General features: G+C 70.5%; 12 protein-coding genes, 1 tRNA gene and 1 pseudogene. 13 read left to right on the top strand and 1 reads right to left on the bottom strand.

Going from position 1 to position 15,703, the window contains the following annotated elements; all coding sequences use genetic code 11:
* From LQV45_RS07270 to LQV45_RS07250, 5 genes and pseudogenes are all read left to right on the top strand, one after another.
* The coding region (locus tag LQV45_RS07270) for an extracellular solute-binding protein (protein WP_230006419.1) at nucleotides 1–919 on the top strand (919 nt) is incomplete at its 5' end.
* 4 nt (nucleotides 920–923) lie between these two features.
* Nucleotides 924–1,871 (top strand): carbohydrate ABC transporter permease, encoded by a 948-nt coding sequence (locus LQV45_RS07265; protein ID WP_138176263.1) that lies wholly within the window; start codon nucleotides 924–926, stop codon nucleotides 1,869–1,871.
* A gap of 11 nt (nucleotides 1,872–1,882) precedes the next feature.
* Nucleotides 1,883–2,753, top strand: a pseudogene (locus tag LQV45_RS07260) (carbohydrate ABC transporter permease).
* A 26-nt stretch (nucleotides 2,754–2,779) separates the two neighbouring features.
* On the top strand, nucleotides 2,780–4,669 hold the full coding sequence (locus LQV45_RS07255; protein ID WP_230006418.1) for a glycoside hydrolase family 3 protein: 1,890 nt from the start codon (nucleotides 2,780–2,782) through the stop codon (nucleotides 4,667–4,669).
* Nucleotides 4,666–5,799, top strand: coding sequence for a LacI family DNA-binding transcriptional regulator (locus LQV45_RS07250; protein ID WP_230006417.1), 1,134 nt, complete (start codon nucleotides 4,666–4,668; stop codon nucleotides 5,797–5,799). The genes LQV45_RS07255 and LQV45_RS07250 overlap by 4 nt, the downstream gene beginning before the upstream one ends.
* A 12-nt stretch (nucleotides 5,800–5,811) precedes the next feature.
* On the opposite strand, the gene LQV45_RS07245 is transcribed toward LQV45_RS07250, so the two are convergent.
* Nucleotides 5,812–7,332: a PucR family transcriptional regulator gene (locus LQV45_RS07245; RefSeq protein ID WP_230006416.1), complete on the bottom strand. Its 1,521-nt coding sequence runs from the start codon at nucleotides 7,330–7,332 to the stop codon at nucleotides 5,812–5,814.
* A gap of 104 nt (nucleotides 7,333–7,436) precedes the next feature.
* Here LQV45_RS07245 and gabT point away from each other — a divergent pair, with 104 nt between their 5' ends.
* From gabT to LQV45_RS07205, 8 genes are all read left to right on the top strand, one after another.
* Complete coding sequence (gene gabT / locus LQV45_RS07240; RefSeq protein WP_230006415.1) at nucleotides 7,437–8,795, top strand: 4-aminobutyrate--2-oxoglutarate transaminase; 1,359 nt, start codon at nucleotides 7,437–7,439, stop codon at nucleotides 8,793–8,795.
* 56 nt (nucleotides 8,796–8,851) lie between these two features.
* Nucleotides 8,852–10,345, top strand: a complete 1,494-nt coding sequence (locus LQV45_RS07235; protein ID WP_290370219.1) for an NAD(P)/FAD-dependent oxidoreductase — start codon at nucleotides 8,852–8,854, stop codon at nucleotides 10,343–10,345.
* A complete protein-coding gene (locus tag LQV45_RS07230; RefSeq protein WP_230006413.1) occupies nucleotides 10,342–11,241 on the top strand; it encodes a universal stress protein in 900 nt (299 codons plus the stop codon). The genes LQV45_RS07235 and LQV45_RS07230 overlap by 4 nt, the downstream gene beginning before the upstream one ends.
* The gene (locus tag LQV45_RS07225; RefSeq protein ID WP_230006412.1) at nucleotides 11,238–12,788 is read left to right on the top strand and encodes an APC family permease; all 1,551 of its coding nucleotides are present in this window, start codon (nucleotides 11,238–11,240) and stop codon (nucleotides 12,786–12,788) included. Before LQV45_RS07230 ends, LQV45_RS07225 begins: the two co-directional genes overlap by 4 nt.
* A gap of 32 nt (nucleotides 12,789–12,820) precedes the next feature.
* The gene (locus LQV45_RS07220) at nucleotides 12,821–14,182 is read left to right on the top strand and encodes an NAD-dependent succinate-semialdehyde dehydrogenase (RefSeq protein ID WP_230006411.1); all 1,362 of its coding nucleotides are present in this window, start codon (nucleotides 12,821–12,823) and stop codon (nucleotides 14,180–14,182) included.
* Between the two features lie 172 nt (nucleotides 14,183–14,354).
* Nucleotides 14,355–14,427 (top strand) — tRNA-Trp (locus tag LQV45_RS07215).
* 43 nt (nucleotides 14,428–14,470) lie between these two features.
* Entirely contained in the window at nucleotides 14,471–14,746 is a 276-nt protein-coding gene (gene secE, locus LQV45_RS07210) for a preprotein translocase subunit SecE (protein ID WP_138176283.1), read from the top strand.
* A 61-nt stretch (nucleotides 14,747–14,807) separates the two neighbouring features.
* On the top strand, nucleotides 14,808–15,703 hold an 896-nt coding region (locus LQV45_RS07205), incomplete at its 3' end, for a transcription termination/antitermination NusG family protein (RefSeq protein ID WP_230006410.1).

Genomic DNA, 15,703 nt, shown 5'->3' with positions numbered 1-15,703 from the left:
GTTCCAGACCGTCCCCACCGATCTGAAGACCGACGGGATGTTCTCCGGCTCGGTCGACGGCACGATGGTCGGCGACCGTGCGACGGGCGTGCCGTGGTACGTCGACACCCGCGTGCTCTACTACCGCACCGATCTCGCCGCGCAGGCCGGCTGGAACGCCGCCCCCACCTCGTGGGACGAGCTGAAGCAGATGGCCGCCGACATGCAGTCCAAGGCGGGCGCCGAGTACGGCATGCGCTTCCCCGGTGGCAACGACTCCTTCCAGGGAACGCTGTGGATGCCGTGGTCCAACGGCGCAGAGATCGAGAACGGCTCCGAGTGGACTCTCGATACGCCCGAGGCCGTCGAGGCGTACGAGTACTACCAGAGCTTCTTCACCGAGGGGATCGCGAACGCGGCCGCCGACCGTTCAGCCGGGGCTCAGGAAGCGGACTTCGTCTCGGGAGCCACACCGATGCTGATCGACGGACCGTTCTTGATCGGCCAGCTCGAGGATCTCGGCGGGGCGGGGTTCTCAGAGAAGTTCTCCACCGCGGTGCTACCGAAGGAGAAGTCGTCCGTCTCGTTCAGCGGCGGAGCCAACCTCGTCGTCTTCGACAACTCCGACAACGCCACGAGCGCGTGGAAGCTCGCGCAGTGGCTCACCCAGCCTGAGACGCAAGCGTCGTGGTACGAGGCAACCGGTGACCTGCCGTCCGTGCAGGCCGCGTGGAAGAGCGACGCCCTGGCATCCCGTCCGACCCTCGCCGCCTTCGGAACGCAGCTGGAGACCGCGAAGTCGGTGCCCGCGACCACCACGTGGGTGCAGGTCGCCGCGGCCGGAGACGCCATGCTCGAGAAGATCCGCCTCGGTCAGCTGACCCCGGCGGACGGCCTGGCCGACCTGCAGAAGACCGCCGACTCGCTGGGTCTGGGCTGAGGCCATGACCCAGGCAGTCGTGGGCGCGACCGGGACGCGCGGCGTCCCCGGTCGCGCCCGGGCGGGCGGTGCGGGGAGTCGGCGCCGCCGTCAGGGGTGGGTCGCGTGGGGCTTCGCCCTGCCGTTCGTCGCCGTCTTCGCGGTGTTCATGGTCGTGCCGATCGTCGGATCGTTCGCGATGTCGTTCACCGACTTCCGCGCGCGCGACATCCGTTCGCCGTTCTCGGTCAACTTCATCGGACTCGAGCAGTACGCCGCGGTGCTCGGCGACCCCGTCTTCCTGACCTCGCTCGGGGTGACCGCCACGTTCGTGGTGGTCGGCATCCCGGTCACCATGGCGATCGCGCTGGCCTTGGCGCTCGCGCTCAACGCCAGCCGCGGTCGCATCGTGTCGGTCCTTCGGGTCGGCTTCTATGCCCCCGTCGTGACGAGCATCGTCGCCGTCGCCGTCGTCTGGCGCTACATCCTCCAGCCCGAGGGGCTCCTGAACTCGGCCCTCGCGGTCATCGGCATCCAGGGTCCGGACTGGCTCAACGACACCTCGACGGCGCTCCCCTCGCTCATCGCGATGGCGGTGTGGCGCAACGTCGGCACGCTCATGGTCATCTTCTTGGCGGGGCTGCAGGCCATCCCCACCGATGTGAAGGAAGCGGCCCTCATGGACGGCGCATCCGCGTGGCGACGCCTGACCTCGGTCACCCTGCCGCTGCTGCGGCCGACCCTGCTGCTGGGCGCCGTGCTGATCTCGGTCGGGTTCCTGCAGTTCTTCGAGGAGGCCTTCGTGATGACGCAGGGCGGTCCGCTCAACTCCACCCTCTCGGTGGCCTACTACACGTTCAAGCAGTTCGGCTTCGGGCAGTACGGCACCGCCTCGGCGGCCAGCTACCTGCTGTTCCTGGCGATCGCGCTGCTCAGCCTGCTGCAGTTCCGCCTGCTGCGCTCGAAGGATTGAGGGAGGATGCCATGACACTCACGTCCCCCGCGGCTCCGGCCGTCGTCACCGACACCGTCGAGCCGCCGCGCCGACGCCGCCGCCCCGAGACCCGCCTCACCCCCGGCCGCGCGCTCACCTACACCGTCCTGATCCTCGGGCTCCTGGTGTGGATCGTGCCGTTCGTCTGGATGCTGCTGGGCTCGGTCAAGACCCAGCGCGAAATCCTGCAGCGCCCGCCCACGTGGTGGCCGCAAGAGTTCACGTGGGAGAACTTCGCCGCCTGGTTCGGACAGTTGAACTTCGGCCAGTTCTTCGGCAACAGCCTCCTCGTGGCCGTGGTCACCGTGGCCGGCAATCTCGTCTTCTGCTCGATGGTCGGCTACGCCCTGGCCAAGATGGACTTCCCCGGCAAGAAGGCCCTGTTCGTCGTCGTGATGGTGACCCTCATGGTCCCGGGCGTCGTGACGTTCGTGCCGCTGTTCGTGATGGTCTCCTCGATCGGCCTCGTCGACACGTACGCCGCTGGGCGTGTTCCTGATGCGGCAGTTCATGCTCGGCATCCCGGATCCGCTGCTCGAGGCCGCGCGCATCGACGGCGCGGGGGAGCTGCGCATCTTCGCGCGCATCGTGATGCCCCTGTGCGGCCCGCCGCTCGCGACTCTCGGCATCCTCACCTTCCTGGCGTCGTGGAACAACTTCCTCTGGCCCCTCGTGGCGGCCCAGACGCAGGGCAAGTACACCCTGCCCGTCGCGCTGTCGCTGTACTCGACCGGTCAGAACGCCACCGACTACGGCCTGCTCCTGGCCGGCTCGGTGCTGGTGATCGCGCCGATCATCCTGCTCTTCGTCTTCCTGCAGCGGTACTTCATCCAGGGCATCGCCTCGACCGGCCTGAAGTGACCCCGCGACCGATCCGAAAGGATGCCATGACCCCCCGCCACCTCACCTCCTCCGACGGCACCCGCTTCCGCGACCTCAACGGAAACGGCGTGATGGACCCGTACGAGGACCCGCGTCTCGGCGCCGACGCGCGCACCGAGGACCTCCTCGGGCGGCTGAGCCTCGAGGAGAAGTGCGGACTGATGTTCCAGACCGTCATCGAGGTCGGCGACGACGGCGAGCTGCTGGAGGCGCCGGGCAAGATCTCGAAGTCGCCGACCACGACCGTCGTCGTCGGCAAGAACATGACGCACTTCAACGTGCACGCGATCCGCACCGCCCGCCAGGCCGCCGAGTGGAACAACCGGCTGCAGGCGCTGGCCGAGACCACCCCCCATGGCATCCCGGTCACGATCAGCACCGATCCGCGCCACGCGTTCGTCGAGAACACCGGAGTCGCGTTCTCGGCGGGGCCGTTCTCGCAGTGGCCCGAGGGGCTGGGGCTCGCGGCGCTCGACGACGTCGAGACGGTGCAGGAGTTCGCCGAGGTCGCCCGCCGCGAGTACCGGGCCGTCGGCATCCGGGCGGCGCTGCACCCGCAGATCGACCTGGCGACCGAGCCGCGGTGGGGGCGTCAGGCACAGACCTTCGGACAGGATGCCGCTCGCGTGGCGGAGTTCACGGCGGCGTACCTGCGAGGGTTCCAGGGCGAGGAGCTCGGACCCGACAGCGTCGCGTGCACGACGAAGCACTTCCCCGGCGGCGGTCCGCAGCAGGGCGGCGAGGACGCGCACTTCCCGTACGGCCGCGAGCAGGTGTACCCCGGCGGCCTGTTCGACTACCACCTCGAGCCGTTCCGCGAGGCGATCCGCCGCGGCACCGCGGGGATGATGCCGTACTACGGCATGCCCGTGGGCCTGCAGCTCGACGGTGAGCCCATCGAGGAGGTCGGCTTCGGCTACAACCGACAGATCGTCACGGGCCTGCTGCGCGAGCAGCTGGGCTACGACGGCGTCGTCGTCACCGACTGGGAGCTCGTCAACGACAACCACGTCGGCGATCAAGTGCTGCCCGCGCGCGCCTGGGGCGTCGAGCACCTGACGGCGATCGAGCGCATGGAGAAGATCCTGGATGCCGGAGCCGACCAGTTCGGCGGCGAGGAGTGCGTCGAGATGCTCATCGACCTCGTCCGCTCCGGTCGGGTGTCCGAGGAGCGGATCGATGCCTCGGCGCGCCGCCTGCTGCGGGTGAAGTTCGCCCTCGGGCTGTTCGACGACCCGTACGTCGACGTCGAGGAGGCCGAGCGGATCGTCGGCAACGCCGAGTTCCGGGCGCTCGGCGAGCACGCGCAGTCACGCTCGCTCACGGTGCTGGTGAACGAGGAGCGGGAGGGCGTTCCGACCCTGCCGCTGCGCGCCTCCGGCACGGTGTACGTCGAGGGCTTCCGCCCCGAGGACGTCGCCGAGCTCGGTGCGGTCGTCGACGACCCAGCGGTCGCCGATGTCGCGCTCGTGCGCATCGGCGCGCCTTTCGACCCCCGCGACGACCTCTTCCTCGAGGCGTGGTTCCACCAGGGGTCCCTCGAGTTCACGCCGGGCCTCGTGTACCGGCTGCAGCAGATCGCGGCATCCTGCCCGCTCGTGCTCGTGGTGAACCTCGACCGTCCGGCGATCCTCACGCCGTTCGTGGGACACGCCGCGGCGATCGTCGCGGACTACGGCAGCTCCGCGCGGGCGGTGCTCGACGCCCTGACCGGGCGCGTCGCCCCGCGCGGACGCCTGCCGATCGAGATCCCGCGGTCGATGGATGCCGTCCGAGCCTCGCGCGAGGATGTACCGTCGGACACCGGCGACCCCGTCTTTCCCGTGCACTTCGGACTCGATCTGGCGGGCGTGGAGGACGAGCCGGAACCGATGAGGGGGTACGCGCACCGATGAGCGAAGCGGACGCGACGAGACGACCGACCGTCTACGACGTGGCACAGGAGGCCCGGGTCTCGATCGCCTCGGTGTCGTTCGCGTTCCGCCGCCCCGACAAGCTCAGCGACGCCACGCGCGAGCGCGTCCTCGAGGCCGCGCGGCGTCTGGGGTACGCTCCCAGCGCCGCGGCCCGTGGTCTCGCGCACGGCCGCACCGGATCCCTCGGTCTGCACGCCTTCGACCTGCTGCTCGAGCGCGCCGACCCCATCGCCCAGTCCACCCCCCTGACGGGCCTGGCGGCGCCCCGCCTGGATGCCGACGGCGTCATCCCGTGGAACCAGACGGACGACGACGTGTTGTCCGATCCCCGAGCGTTCCCGCTATACGTCGACGAGGTCCAGCGCGGCTTCGAGCTGGAGTGCTGGGCCCTGGGCCGCCCCGTGATGCTCAGCAGCGGCGCGGGCACCGATGTGTCCGTCGCCGACACCGCCGGCCGCGTCGACGGGCTGGCGATCTTCCCCTCGCCGCAGACGGCCCCCGCGCTCGCCCGGTACGCCCCGACCATTCCGATCGTGCTGTTCAGCGCCGCGCCCGGCGACGATCATCACCACCGGGTGCGCGTGGACAACGCCGCCGGCATGCGGGCGCTCGCCGAGCATCTGGCGGGGGAGCACGGCATCCGGGACATCGCCTTCGTCGGGCGTCCCGAGTCGTCCGACACGGCGGAACGCCTCGCGGGTGTCCGTGCGGGGCTGGCCGACCTCGGCATCGCGCTGCGTCCGGACGTGGTGGATGCCACCGTGCGCGGCGAAGACGAGCTGATCCCGCAGCTGCGCGCGCTCATCGCCGATGGGCGGATGCCGCGCGCCCTCGTGTGCGCGACCGATCAGCACGCGTTCGCGGTGCTGGACACGCTCGCCGCCGAGGGCCTCCGTGTGCCGGACGATGTCGTGGTCACGGGGTTCGACGGCACGCTCGCGGCCCGGCTGAGCAGCCCGCCGCTCACGACCGTGCGGCAGCCGATGGAGGCGATGGGGCGCGCGGCGGCCCGGATCCTGGCGGGTGTCGCCGGCCCCGCCGACCGCCCCTTCGACGTGGTGTTCGAACCGAGGCTCGTCGTCCGGGCGAGCTGCGGCTGCGCGGCCTGAAGCGGCCGACGCTCAGGGCTGCTGCACCCGGAGCGCCGCCCACAGCTCGGCGCGGGTGGCGAACGAGCCGAGGTCGCGCTCGAGCAGACGCTCGGCCAGGGCCAACCGGGTGCGCACCGTGTGCCGGTGCACGCCGAGGGACTGCGCCGTCGCCTCGTGCGAGCAGTCGTGATCGAGCCACGCCCGCAGCGTCTCGATGAGCCGTGAGCCCTCGGCGGCGTCGTGAGCGGTCAACGGCGCCAGCTCGGCGGCCGCCAGGGTCGGCGCCTCGGGACCGAGCGCCGACAGCACGCCCGAGGCCGCGACCTCGCCGAAGCTCGTGACCGCGCTGCGCCCGCGGTCGCGCGCGACGCGCGCCTGCTCGACGGCGGCGGCGAAACGGTCGTACCCGGTGGGACCGGACACGCCGATCCGGGCTCCGAACCGTTCGGCGGCCTCGTCGATCGCCTGGCGCTCATCCGCGGGGACGACGATGACGACGCCGTCGTCGGCACGGCCGAAGAACACGGCCCCGCGACGTTCCTCCGCCCGGAGCTCGAGCAGCTCGACGAGGCCGCCGCTGCGGGTCGAGGCCGCGTCGGTGAGCGCGACGACGATCGGGGCCGGAGGCAGGGGGCCCCAGGCGTCGCGGGCGATGCGGCGCGCGAGGGTCGGGTCGTCCGTCAGGAGGGACTGCACGAGCCCCGCACGCAGAGCCCCCCGTGCCCGGCCGAGGCCCTGGTGCTGCTCGAAGGCGAGGCCGGCCATCGCGATCACGGCCGTCACGACGCCGCGGCCCTCGTGATCGAGCTCTCCGGCGGCGATCGCGATGACGCCGCGCAGGTGTCCGCCGCGCCCCAGCGTCTGGAGCGTGAAGGGCCGCCCGTCGATGCGGAGGGAGGATGCCGCGCGCGCCCCGCGCCGCAGCACCGAGGCGACCTCGGCACTCAGCGCGCCCGCCGTCCCCGCGTCCAGGTCGCCGGCGGGGTGCTCGCGCGTGAGCTCGCCGGCCGCGTCGTACAGGCCCACCCACGTCCCGAGCTGCCGGGCCAGTTCGGCGAGGGTCGCCCCCAGTCCGTCGGGGCGGAGCGCCGCGAGCGCGATCGCGCGCTGTGCCGACAGCGCCCACGTGCGTCGGCCGAAGGCCTCAGCGGCGATCGCCTCGGCGTTGGCCCGGGCGACGGCGATGAACGGCGTGCGGTAGGGCACCTCGAACAGCGCCAGCCCGGCCGCACGGCAGGCGGCGGCGAGTTCGGGAGGGATGCCGTCGCGTACGACCTCCGTGCCGAAGCCGAGACCGGCGACGCCGCGGGCCGTGAGCCGGTGGACGTAGTCCTCGGCGGAAGTGGCATCCCGGCCTTGGAACTGGGTGCCCGTGGTCAGGAGCACCTGGCCGTCCGAGAGGAAGGGAGTGGGATCGGCGAGGTCGCTGCTGTGCACCCAGCGCACCGGACGGTCGAGCGCCTCGGGGGTGACGTCGTCGTTCTCGAGGCGCAAGTGCAGGTCGGTGCGGCGCAGCAGTGCGCCCAGGGTGGGGATGTCGGTGGCGTCCATGAGGGCTTTCGCGAGGTCGTGCTGTACGTCTCGTACAGCCGGGTATGCAGAATGTACAGGACGGAGGGTGCCTGGCGGCGGTGGCGTTCCCTACGCTCCCGAGCATGACCGCACCGCACACCGTCACCGCGCCCCCCGTCGGCGGACCCTCCCTCCCTCAGGAGCGCCGCCTGGTCACGAGCATCCCCGGCCCCCGTTCGCAAGAGCTCCTCGAGCGAAAGGCCGCGGCCGTCTCCGCCGGCGTCGGTCACACCGCCCCGATCCACGCCGTGGCCGCCGGCGGGGGAGTCATCGTCGACGCCGACGGCAACTCGCTCATCGATCTGGGGTCCGGAATCGCCGTGACCACGGTGGGCAACGCCCACCCGGCCGTTGTGGCGGCCGTGCAGGAGCAAGTGGCCGCGTTCACGCACACGTGCTTCATGGTGGCGCCCTACGACTCCTACGTCAGCGTCGCCGAGGCGCTCAACCGCCTCACCCCGGGCGACCACGCCAAGAAGAGCGCGCTGTTCAACTCCGGCGCCGAGGCGGTCGAGAACGCGATCAAGATCGCTCGCAAGCACACCGGCCGTCAGGCCGTCGTCGCCTTCGACCACGCCTACCACGGACGCACCAACCTCACGATGGCGCTGACCGCCAAGAGCATGCCGTACAAGAGCGGTTTCGGGCCCTTCGCGTCCGAGGTCTACCGCGCTCCCATGTCGTACCCGTTCCGCGACGGGCTCTCCGGCGCCGAGGCCGCCGCCCGCGCCATCTCGATCATCGAGAAGCAGATCGGCGCCGACAACCTCGCCGCGGTCGTCATCGAACCCATCCAGGGCGAGGGCGGGTTCATCGTCCCCGCCGAGGGTTTCCTGCCGGCGCTCGTCGACTGGTGCCGTGCCAACGACGTCGTCTTCATCGCCGACGAGGTGCAGTCCGGGTTCGCCCGTACCGGCGCGATGTTCGCGTCCGACCTGTTCGGCATCGTCCCCGACCTCATCACCACCGCGAAGGGCATCGCCGGCGGCCTGCCGTTGGCCGCCGTCACCGGTCGCGCCGACATCATGGATGCCTCCCACACGGGCGGCCTCGGCGGCACGTACGGCGGCAACCCGATCGCGTGCGCGGCCGCTCTGGCCGCGATCGACGCGTTCGAGAACGACGGTCTCATGGAGCGCGCTCAGGAGATCGGCGAGATCCTCACCTCGCGCCTGACGCGCCTGCAGCAGGATGACCCGCGCATCGGCGACATCCGTGGTCGCGGCGCGATGATCGCGGCCGAGTTCGTCGACCCGGCCACGGGCGCTCCCGACGCCGCCCTCACCGGGGCGGTGGCCAAGGCGGCGATCGCCGAGGGAGTGATCGTCTTGACGTGCGGAACCTACGGCAACGTCATCCGCTTCCTTCCGCCGCTCTCGATCGGGGACGACCTCCTCCACGAGGGCATCGACGTGGTGGCCGGCGTGCTCGCCCGCCACTGAACACCAGACCCGAGGGGGCGGCATACGACCCGAACGAGCCGCCCCCTCGTCGCACCATCCGGGTCACCGACGCAGAGAGAGAAGATTTCATGGACGAGATCACGCGTGACGTCGTCGTCATCGGCGCGGGGGCCGCGGGCCTGACCGCCGCGAACGACCTGCGCAAAGCCGGCTTGTCGGTCGTCGTGCTCGAGGCGCGCGACCGCGTCGGCGGGCGCCTGTGGACCGACGTCGTCGACGGGGCCATGCTCGAGATCGGCGGACAGTGGGTCTCGCCCGATCAGCAGGCCCTCATCGACACCGTGGCCGACCTCGGTTTGTCGACCTTCAGCCGCTACCGCGAGGGCGACAGCGTCTACGTCGGCCCCGACGGCGTCGCGAAGCGCTTCACGGGGGAGATGTTCCCGGTGGCGCCCGAGACCGAGGCGACGATCGACGAGATCACCGCGCGCCTGGATGCCATGGTCGCCGAGATCGACCCGGACAAGCCGTGGGAGCACCCGCAGGCCGAGGAGTGGGACAAGATCTCGTGGGACGCGTGGCTGCGCGAGCAGACCGACGACGACGAGGCCGTGCGCAATCTCGCCTTCGCCACCGGATCGGCGATGCTCACCAAGCCGACCCATACGTTCTCTCTCCTGCAGTCCTTGCTCATGGCGGCATCCGCGGGCTCGTACTCGCACCTCGTCGACGCCGACTTCATCCTCGACAAGCGCGTCGTGGGCGGTCTGCAGCAGGTGCCCGAGCTGCTCGCCGAGCGCCTGGGCGACGACGTGCTGCTCAACCAGCCCGTGCGCCGCATCATCTGGGGGCCCGAGTCCGCGGCACCGGATCGGTCCGCGGACTCGGTGACCGGACGCCGGGTCGACGACCTGCGCGCGCTCACCGCTCGTGTCGAGGCCGCGAAGTCCTCCTCGTCGGGCGTCACCGTGATCGCCGACGGCGTCACCGTGCGGGCCCGCTTCGCGATTCTCGCGCTCGCACCCGTGCTGTACCCGCGCATCTCGTTCGAGCCGCCGCTGCCGCGCCTGCAGCACCAGATGCACCAGCACATCTCGATGGGCTTCGTCATCAAGGTGCACGCCGTCTACGACCGCCCGTTCTGGCGCGAGCAGGGGCTCTCGGGTACCGCGTTCAGTCCGTACGAGCTCTCCCACGAGGCGTACGACAACACCAACCACGGCGACGAGCGCGGCACCCTGGTGGGCTTCGTCTCGGACCAGAACGCCGACGACCTCTTCCAGATCAGCGCCGAGGAGCGCAAGGAGCGCATCCTCGAGTCGCTCTCGCACTACTACGGCCCCGAAGCCAAGAACCCGGTCGTCTACTACGAGAGCGACTGGGGCACCGAGGAGTGGACCCGGGGCGCGTACGCGGCGAGCTTCGACATGGGCGGTCTGAACCGCTACGGCGCCGACCTGCGCGAGCCCGTCGGCCCGATCCACCTCGCGTGCAGCGACATGGCCGGTGCCGGCTACCAGCACGTGGACGGCGCGATCCGCCAGGGTCGCCGCGCCGCCGACGAGATCCTCGAACGGGCACGCCGATGACCGCCCCGGTGGTCGTCGGATACACCGCGACCGACACGGGCGCCGACGCCCTCGCGCTCGGCATCCGTCTGGCCCGGGCCATCCAGGCCCCGCTCGAGGTCGTCCTCGTCCTGCCCGACGACGCGCGCAGCGTCATCACCCCGCCCGACGCCTCCTACGCTCGTCTCGTCCGAGAGCAGGCCGAGCGCTGGCTCGGCGACGCGGCGACCGTGATCCGGGATGCCGTGCCCCACCGCGAGCACCTCCGTCACGGCGACTCGTTCGCCGAGGGGCTCGTCGCGTTCGCGGACGAGATCGGCGCGGGGTACATCGTCGTGGGCGCCGCCAACGGCGGTCTCCGCGGTCGGCATCGTCTGGGGACGGTCGCGTCCGAGCTCTTGCACTCCTCCGACGTCCCCGTCGTCCTCGCCCCCGAGGGCTCGCGGCGTGTCGACCCGGCGGTCGGCATCAGCCGGATCACCGCCGCGATCGGCAGCCGTCCCGGTGCCGACGTGCTGCGCGAGGAGAGCGTCGCGCTCGCCGCCGCGGCATCCGTCCCGCTGCGCCTGCTGTCGCTCATCACGGTCGACCTGCCCCCGGGGCTGCAGACCGGCGCCATCCGCATCGCCGGGGCCGCTCACGCCGAGGACGTGCTGTCGCAGGCGCAGTCCGCGCTGCCCGCCGACATCGCGGCCGAGGTCCTCGTCGCCGATGGCGAGGACATCGAAGAGGCCGTCCGCGACCTGCCCTGGGATCCCGCCGAGCTCGTGATGGTCGGCAGCAGCCGCCTCGCACAGCCGCGACGGCTGTTCCTCGGTTCGACCGCGGCCAAGATGCTGCACGAACTGCCCGTACCCCTCGTCGTCGTGCCACGCAGTCGTGCCGACGTCTCGTCCTCGGAAGGAACGCGGCCATGACCGCACCCGCACCCACGGCCGGCAGCGACGCCGGCGGCCTGTCGAAGAAGGGGCTGAGCGCCGGAACCATCGGCCTGCTCGGCGCCGTCGTCATCGGCATCTCGTGCATCGCCCCCGCCTACACGTTCACCGCCGCGATCGGCCCCACCGTCGGAGCCGTCGGCGTGCAGGTGCCGGCCATCATCCTGGTCGGGTTCATCCCGATGCTGCTCGTGGCCTTCGGCTATCGCGAACTGAACAACCGGATGCCCGACTCGGGCACGTCGTTCACCTGGGCGGCCCGCGCCTTCGGGCCGTGGATCGGCTGGATGGCCGGGTGGGGCCTCATCGCCGCCACCGTCATCGTGCTGTCCAACCTCGCCGGCATCGCCGTCGACTTCCTGTTCCTGCTGATCTCGCAGCTGACCGGGCAGCCCGGCATCGCGGATCTGGCATCCAACCTGCCCATCAACATCGCGGTCTGCCTGCTGTTCGTCCTCGGGGCGACGGTGGTGTCCTACCGCGACATGCAGACCACCCAGAAGCTGCAGTACGTGCTCGTGGGCTTCCAGGTCATCGTGCTCGTCGTGTTCGCGGTCGTCGCGATCGTGCACGTCGTGAGCGGGGATGCCTACGACCCCACGCCCGTCGACTGGTCGTGGTTCAACCCGTTCGCGGTGTCGTCGTTCAGCGCGTTCGCCGCGGGCGTCTCGTTGTCGATCTTCATCTTCTGGGGGTGGGACGTCACCCTCACGATGAACGAGGAGACGAAGGACCCCGAGAAGACGCCCGGGCGGGCGGCGACCATCACGGTCGTCACCATCGTCTCGCTGTACCTGCTGCTGGCGGTGTCGATGATCATGTTCGCCGGCATCGGCGACGGCGAGTTCGGGCTGGGGAACCCCGACATCCAGGACAACGCGTTCTTCGCGCTGGCCGGTCCCATCCTCGGTCCCTTCGCGGCCTTCGTCTCGCTCGCGGTGCTCACCAGCTCGGCATCCTCGCTCCAGTCGACGTTCGTCGGCCCGGCCCGCACCCTGCTGGCGATGGGGCACTACGGCGCCCTGCCGCCGAAGTTCGCCGCGGTCAGCCCGCGGTTCTTCACCCCGGGGTACGCCACGATCGTCTCCGCCGTCGTCGCCGCGGGCTTCTACGCGGTCATGCGCGTGGTGAGCGTCAACGTGCTCTCGGACACGATCCTGACGCTCGGCATCATGATCTGCTTCTACTACGGGCTCACGGCCTTCGCCTGCGTCTGGTACTTCCGCAAGCAGTGGTTCGACTCGGCGCGAAACGTGTTCTTCACGTTCCTGTTCCCGCTCGTCGGCGGGGTCATCCTGGCCGTGATCTTCGTCACCACGCTCATCGACAGCATGAACCCCCAGTACGGCAGCGGGTCAGAGGTCGGCGGCGTCGGCCTGGTATTCGTCCTCGGCGTGACCATCATCGTGCTCGGGGCGGTCATCATGGTGGTGCAGTACTTCCGCCGTCCGGCGTTCTTCCGCGGCGAGACGCTCACCACCGACGCCCCGCCCAGCGCCCGCCGCGCGCGCCACCTGGCGCAGTGACCTTCGACCACGACACGAAAACGGGAGCCCACATGAGCGACTACGCCGTCATCAACCCCGCCACGGGGGAGACCCTCGCCGAGTACGACACCCTCTCCGACGCCGGCGTCGAGGCCGCCCTCGCCGCCGCGCACGACGGCTACCGCGCCTGGTCGCGGACGGCCCCGGCCCAGCGTGCCGAGGCCCTGCGCCGCGTCGCGCAGCTGCACCGCGAGCGCCGCGACGATCTCGCCGCGATCATCGTGCGCGAGATGGGCAAGCCCCTCGAGGCCGCCCTCGGCGAAGTGGATTTCGCCGCCGACATCACCGAGTACTACGCCGACAACATCGAGCGGATCACCGGCGACACCCCGATCGACATCCTGGGGGAGGGCACCGCGGTCATCCGCCGCTCGGGCCTCGGGCCGCTGCTGGGGATCATGCCGTGGAACTTCCCGTACTACCAGGTGGCCCGCTTCGCGGCGCCCAACCTGGCGGTCGGGAACAGCATCCTGCTCAAGCACGCGCCGCAGTGCCCCGAGTCGGCCGAGGCGCTGCAGCTGATCTATCGCGACGCCGGGCTCCCGGAAGGGGCCTACGTCAACATCCGGGTGACCAACGACCAGGCGGCGACGATCATCGCCGACCGGCGCGTGCAGGGTGTGTCGGTGACCGGCTCCGAGCGCGCGGGTGCTGCTGTCGCCGAAATCGCCGGACGCAACCTCAAGAAGGTCGCGCTCGAGCTCGGCGGGTCCGACCCGTTCATCCTGCTCTCCACCGACGACCTCGACGCCGCGGTGCAGGCGGCGGCCGACGCGCGGCTGGACAACAACGGCCAGTCCTGCAACGGCGCCAAGCGCTTCCTCGTCATCGACGAGCTGTACGACGAGTTCCTGGCGAAGTTCCGCACGGCCCTCGGCGAGGCGAAGGTCGGCGACCCGTTCGCCGAGGACACCGTGCTCGGGCCCCTCTCTTCGCTCGCCGCGGCGGAGCGCCTCGACGAGCAGGTGCAGCGCGCGGTGGCTCAGGGCGCCACGCTGGAGGTCGGCGGCACCCGCGAGGGCGCGTTCTTCCCGGGCACGGTGCTCACCGATGTCACTCCCGAGATGGATGCCTACCGCGAGGAGTTCTTCGGGCCCGTGGCGACGGTGTACCGCGTGTCGGGGGAGGACGAGGCGGTCGCCATCGCGAACGACACCGGCTTCGGTCTCGGTTCCTACGTGTTCACGACGGATGCCGCGCAGGCCGAGCGAATCGCGGAGCGCATCGAGGCCGGGATGGTCTACGTCAACCTCGTGCTCGCCGACTCGCCCGAGCTCCCGTTCGGCGGGGTCAAGCGCAGCGGCACCTCGCGGGAGTTGGGCCTTCTCGCGGCCGATGAGTTCGTGAACAAGAAGCTCATCCGCACGGCCTGAGTCGTGTCCGTCCCCCGGCGCGGTTCGCCACGCCGGGGGACATGGCATAGACTGGATAGTGCAGGAGAAATCTGCATTCTTTCGCCGTGCCCCGTGCACAGGCGGCATCCCTCCCCGAGAGATTCCTGGCGAAAGTGTGTCGGTTTCGCATCCCGGATCCCTTGAGGGTCTTAGGGCGGTAGCTCAATTGGCAGAGCAGCGGTCTCCAAAACCGCAGGTTGCAGGTTCGATTCCTGTCCGCCCTGCGCACAGCGCACGCTGGCAACAAGAAGCGACCTAGGTGGTTCGATGACGCAGGACGAGGCGAGAGGCGAGATCGTCGCAGACCGCGGCGCGCCCCGTGAGAAGAAGCTCAACTTCTTCGCGCGGATCGCTCTTTTCATCCGTCAGGTCATCGCGGAGTTGCGCAAGGTCGTGACGCCCACGCGGCAGGAACTCGTGAAGTTCACCGCCGTGGTGCTCGGGTTCGTCATCGTGATGATGGCGCTCGTGTACGGCCTCGACGTGCTGTTCGTGTGGCTGACAAGCGCCGTGTTCGGCGTCCCGGGTGCCGCTGGCGCCTGACCGGCGCTTCGGCGGACGCGCGGCCCCACGAGCGGCCGCCCCAGAACGGAAGAGATCACCAGTGTCTGAAAGATATGTCGACGACGCCGATTGGGCGACGGCTGCCGAGCAGTCGAGCGAGGACGACGAAGCCCAGGAGGGCAACGTGCTCGCCGCGCAGGAGCACGCGTCCGACGCCGCCGAGCACAACGCCGTCCACATCGTGGATGACGAGAACGACGATGTCGCCGACCTCGGCGACGTCGAGATCACCGACCCGGAGGCGGACGCGATCGTGAACGACGCTCTCGAGATCGACGAGACCAGCGAGGCCGAGGCTGCCGCCGAGGTCCTCAATGACTCCCTCGCCGAAGAGGCGGCCGAAGACGCCGCCGAGGCCGCGGACGAGGTCACCCCGTACGACGGGCCCGACATCAACGGCGAGCCCGACGAGCCCGTGCTCGACCAGGACTTCGTGGACGAGGTCGCCGGAGCGGCGAGCGTCGTCGACGAGGTCGAGGCTTCGGAGTCCCTCGCGGACGCCGCCGAGGCGCCGGTCGACGAGGACTCCGCCGACGACGAGGACCTCGATCCCTACGAGGCGTTCCGCGCCGAGCTGCGCTCGCTCCCCGGCAAGTGGTACGTCATCCACTCCTACGCCGGTTTCGAGCGCAAGGTGAAGGCCAACATCGAGCAGCGCAAGTCGACGCTCGAGGTCGAGGACGACATCTACCAGGTCGAGGTCCCGATGGAGGACGTCGTCGAGATCAAGAACGGCCAGCGCAAGATGGTCACGCGCGTGCGCATCCCGGGCTACGTGCTCGTGCGCATGGATCTCAACGAGGACACCTGGTCGGTCGTGCGCCACACCCCCGGTGTCACCGGCTTCGTGGGCAACGCCCACAACCCGACGCCGCTGCGCTTCGACGAGGCGTTCAACATGCTCAAGAGCCTCGTCGAGGTCAAGGAGTCCGCACC

Source organism: Microbacterium sp. Bi128 (assembly GCF_918698205.1).
Note: the sequence above shows the minus strand (reverse complement) of the source record. Positions and strands in the feature narration are given on the sequence as shown.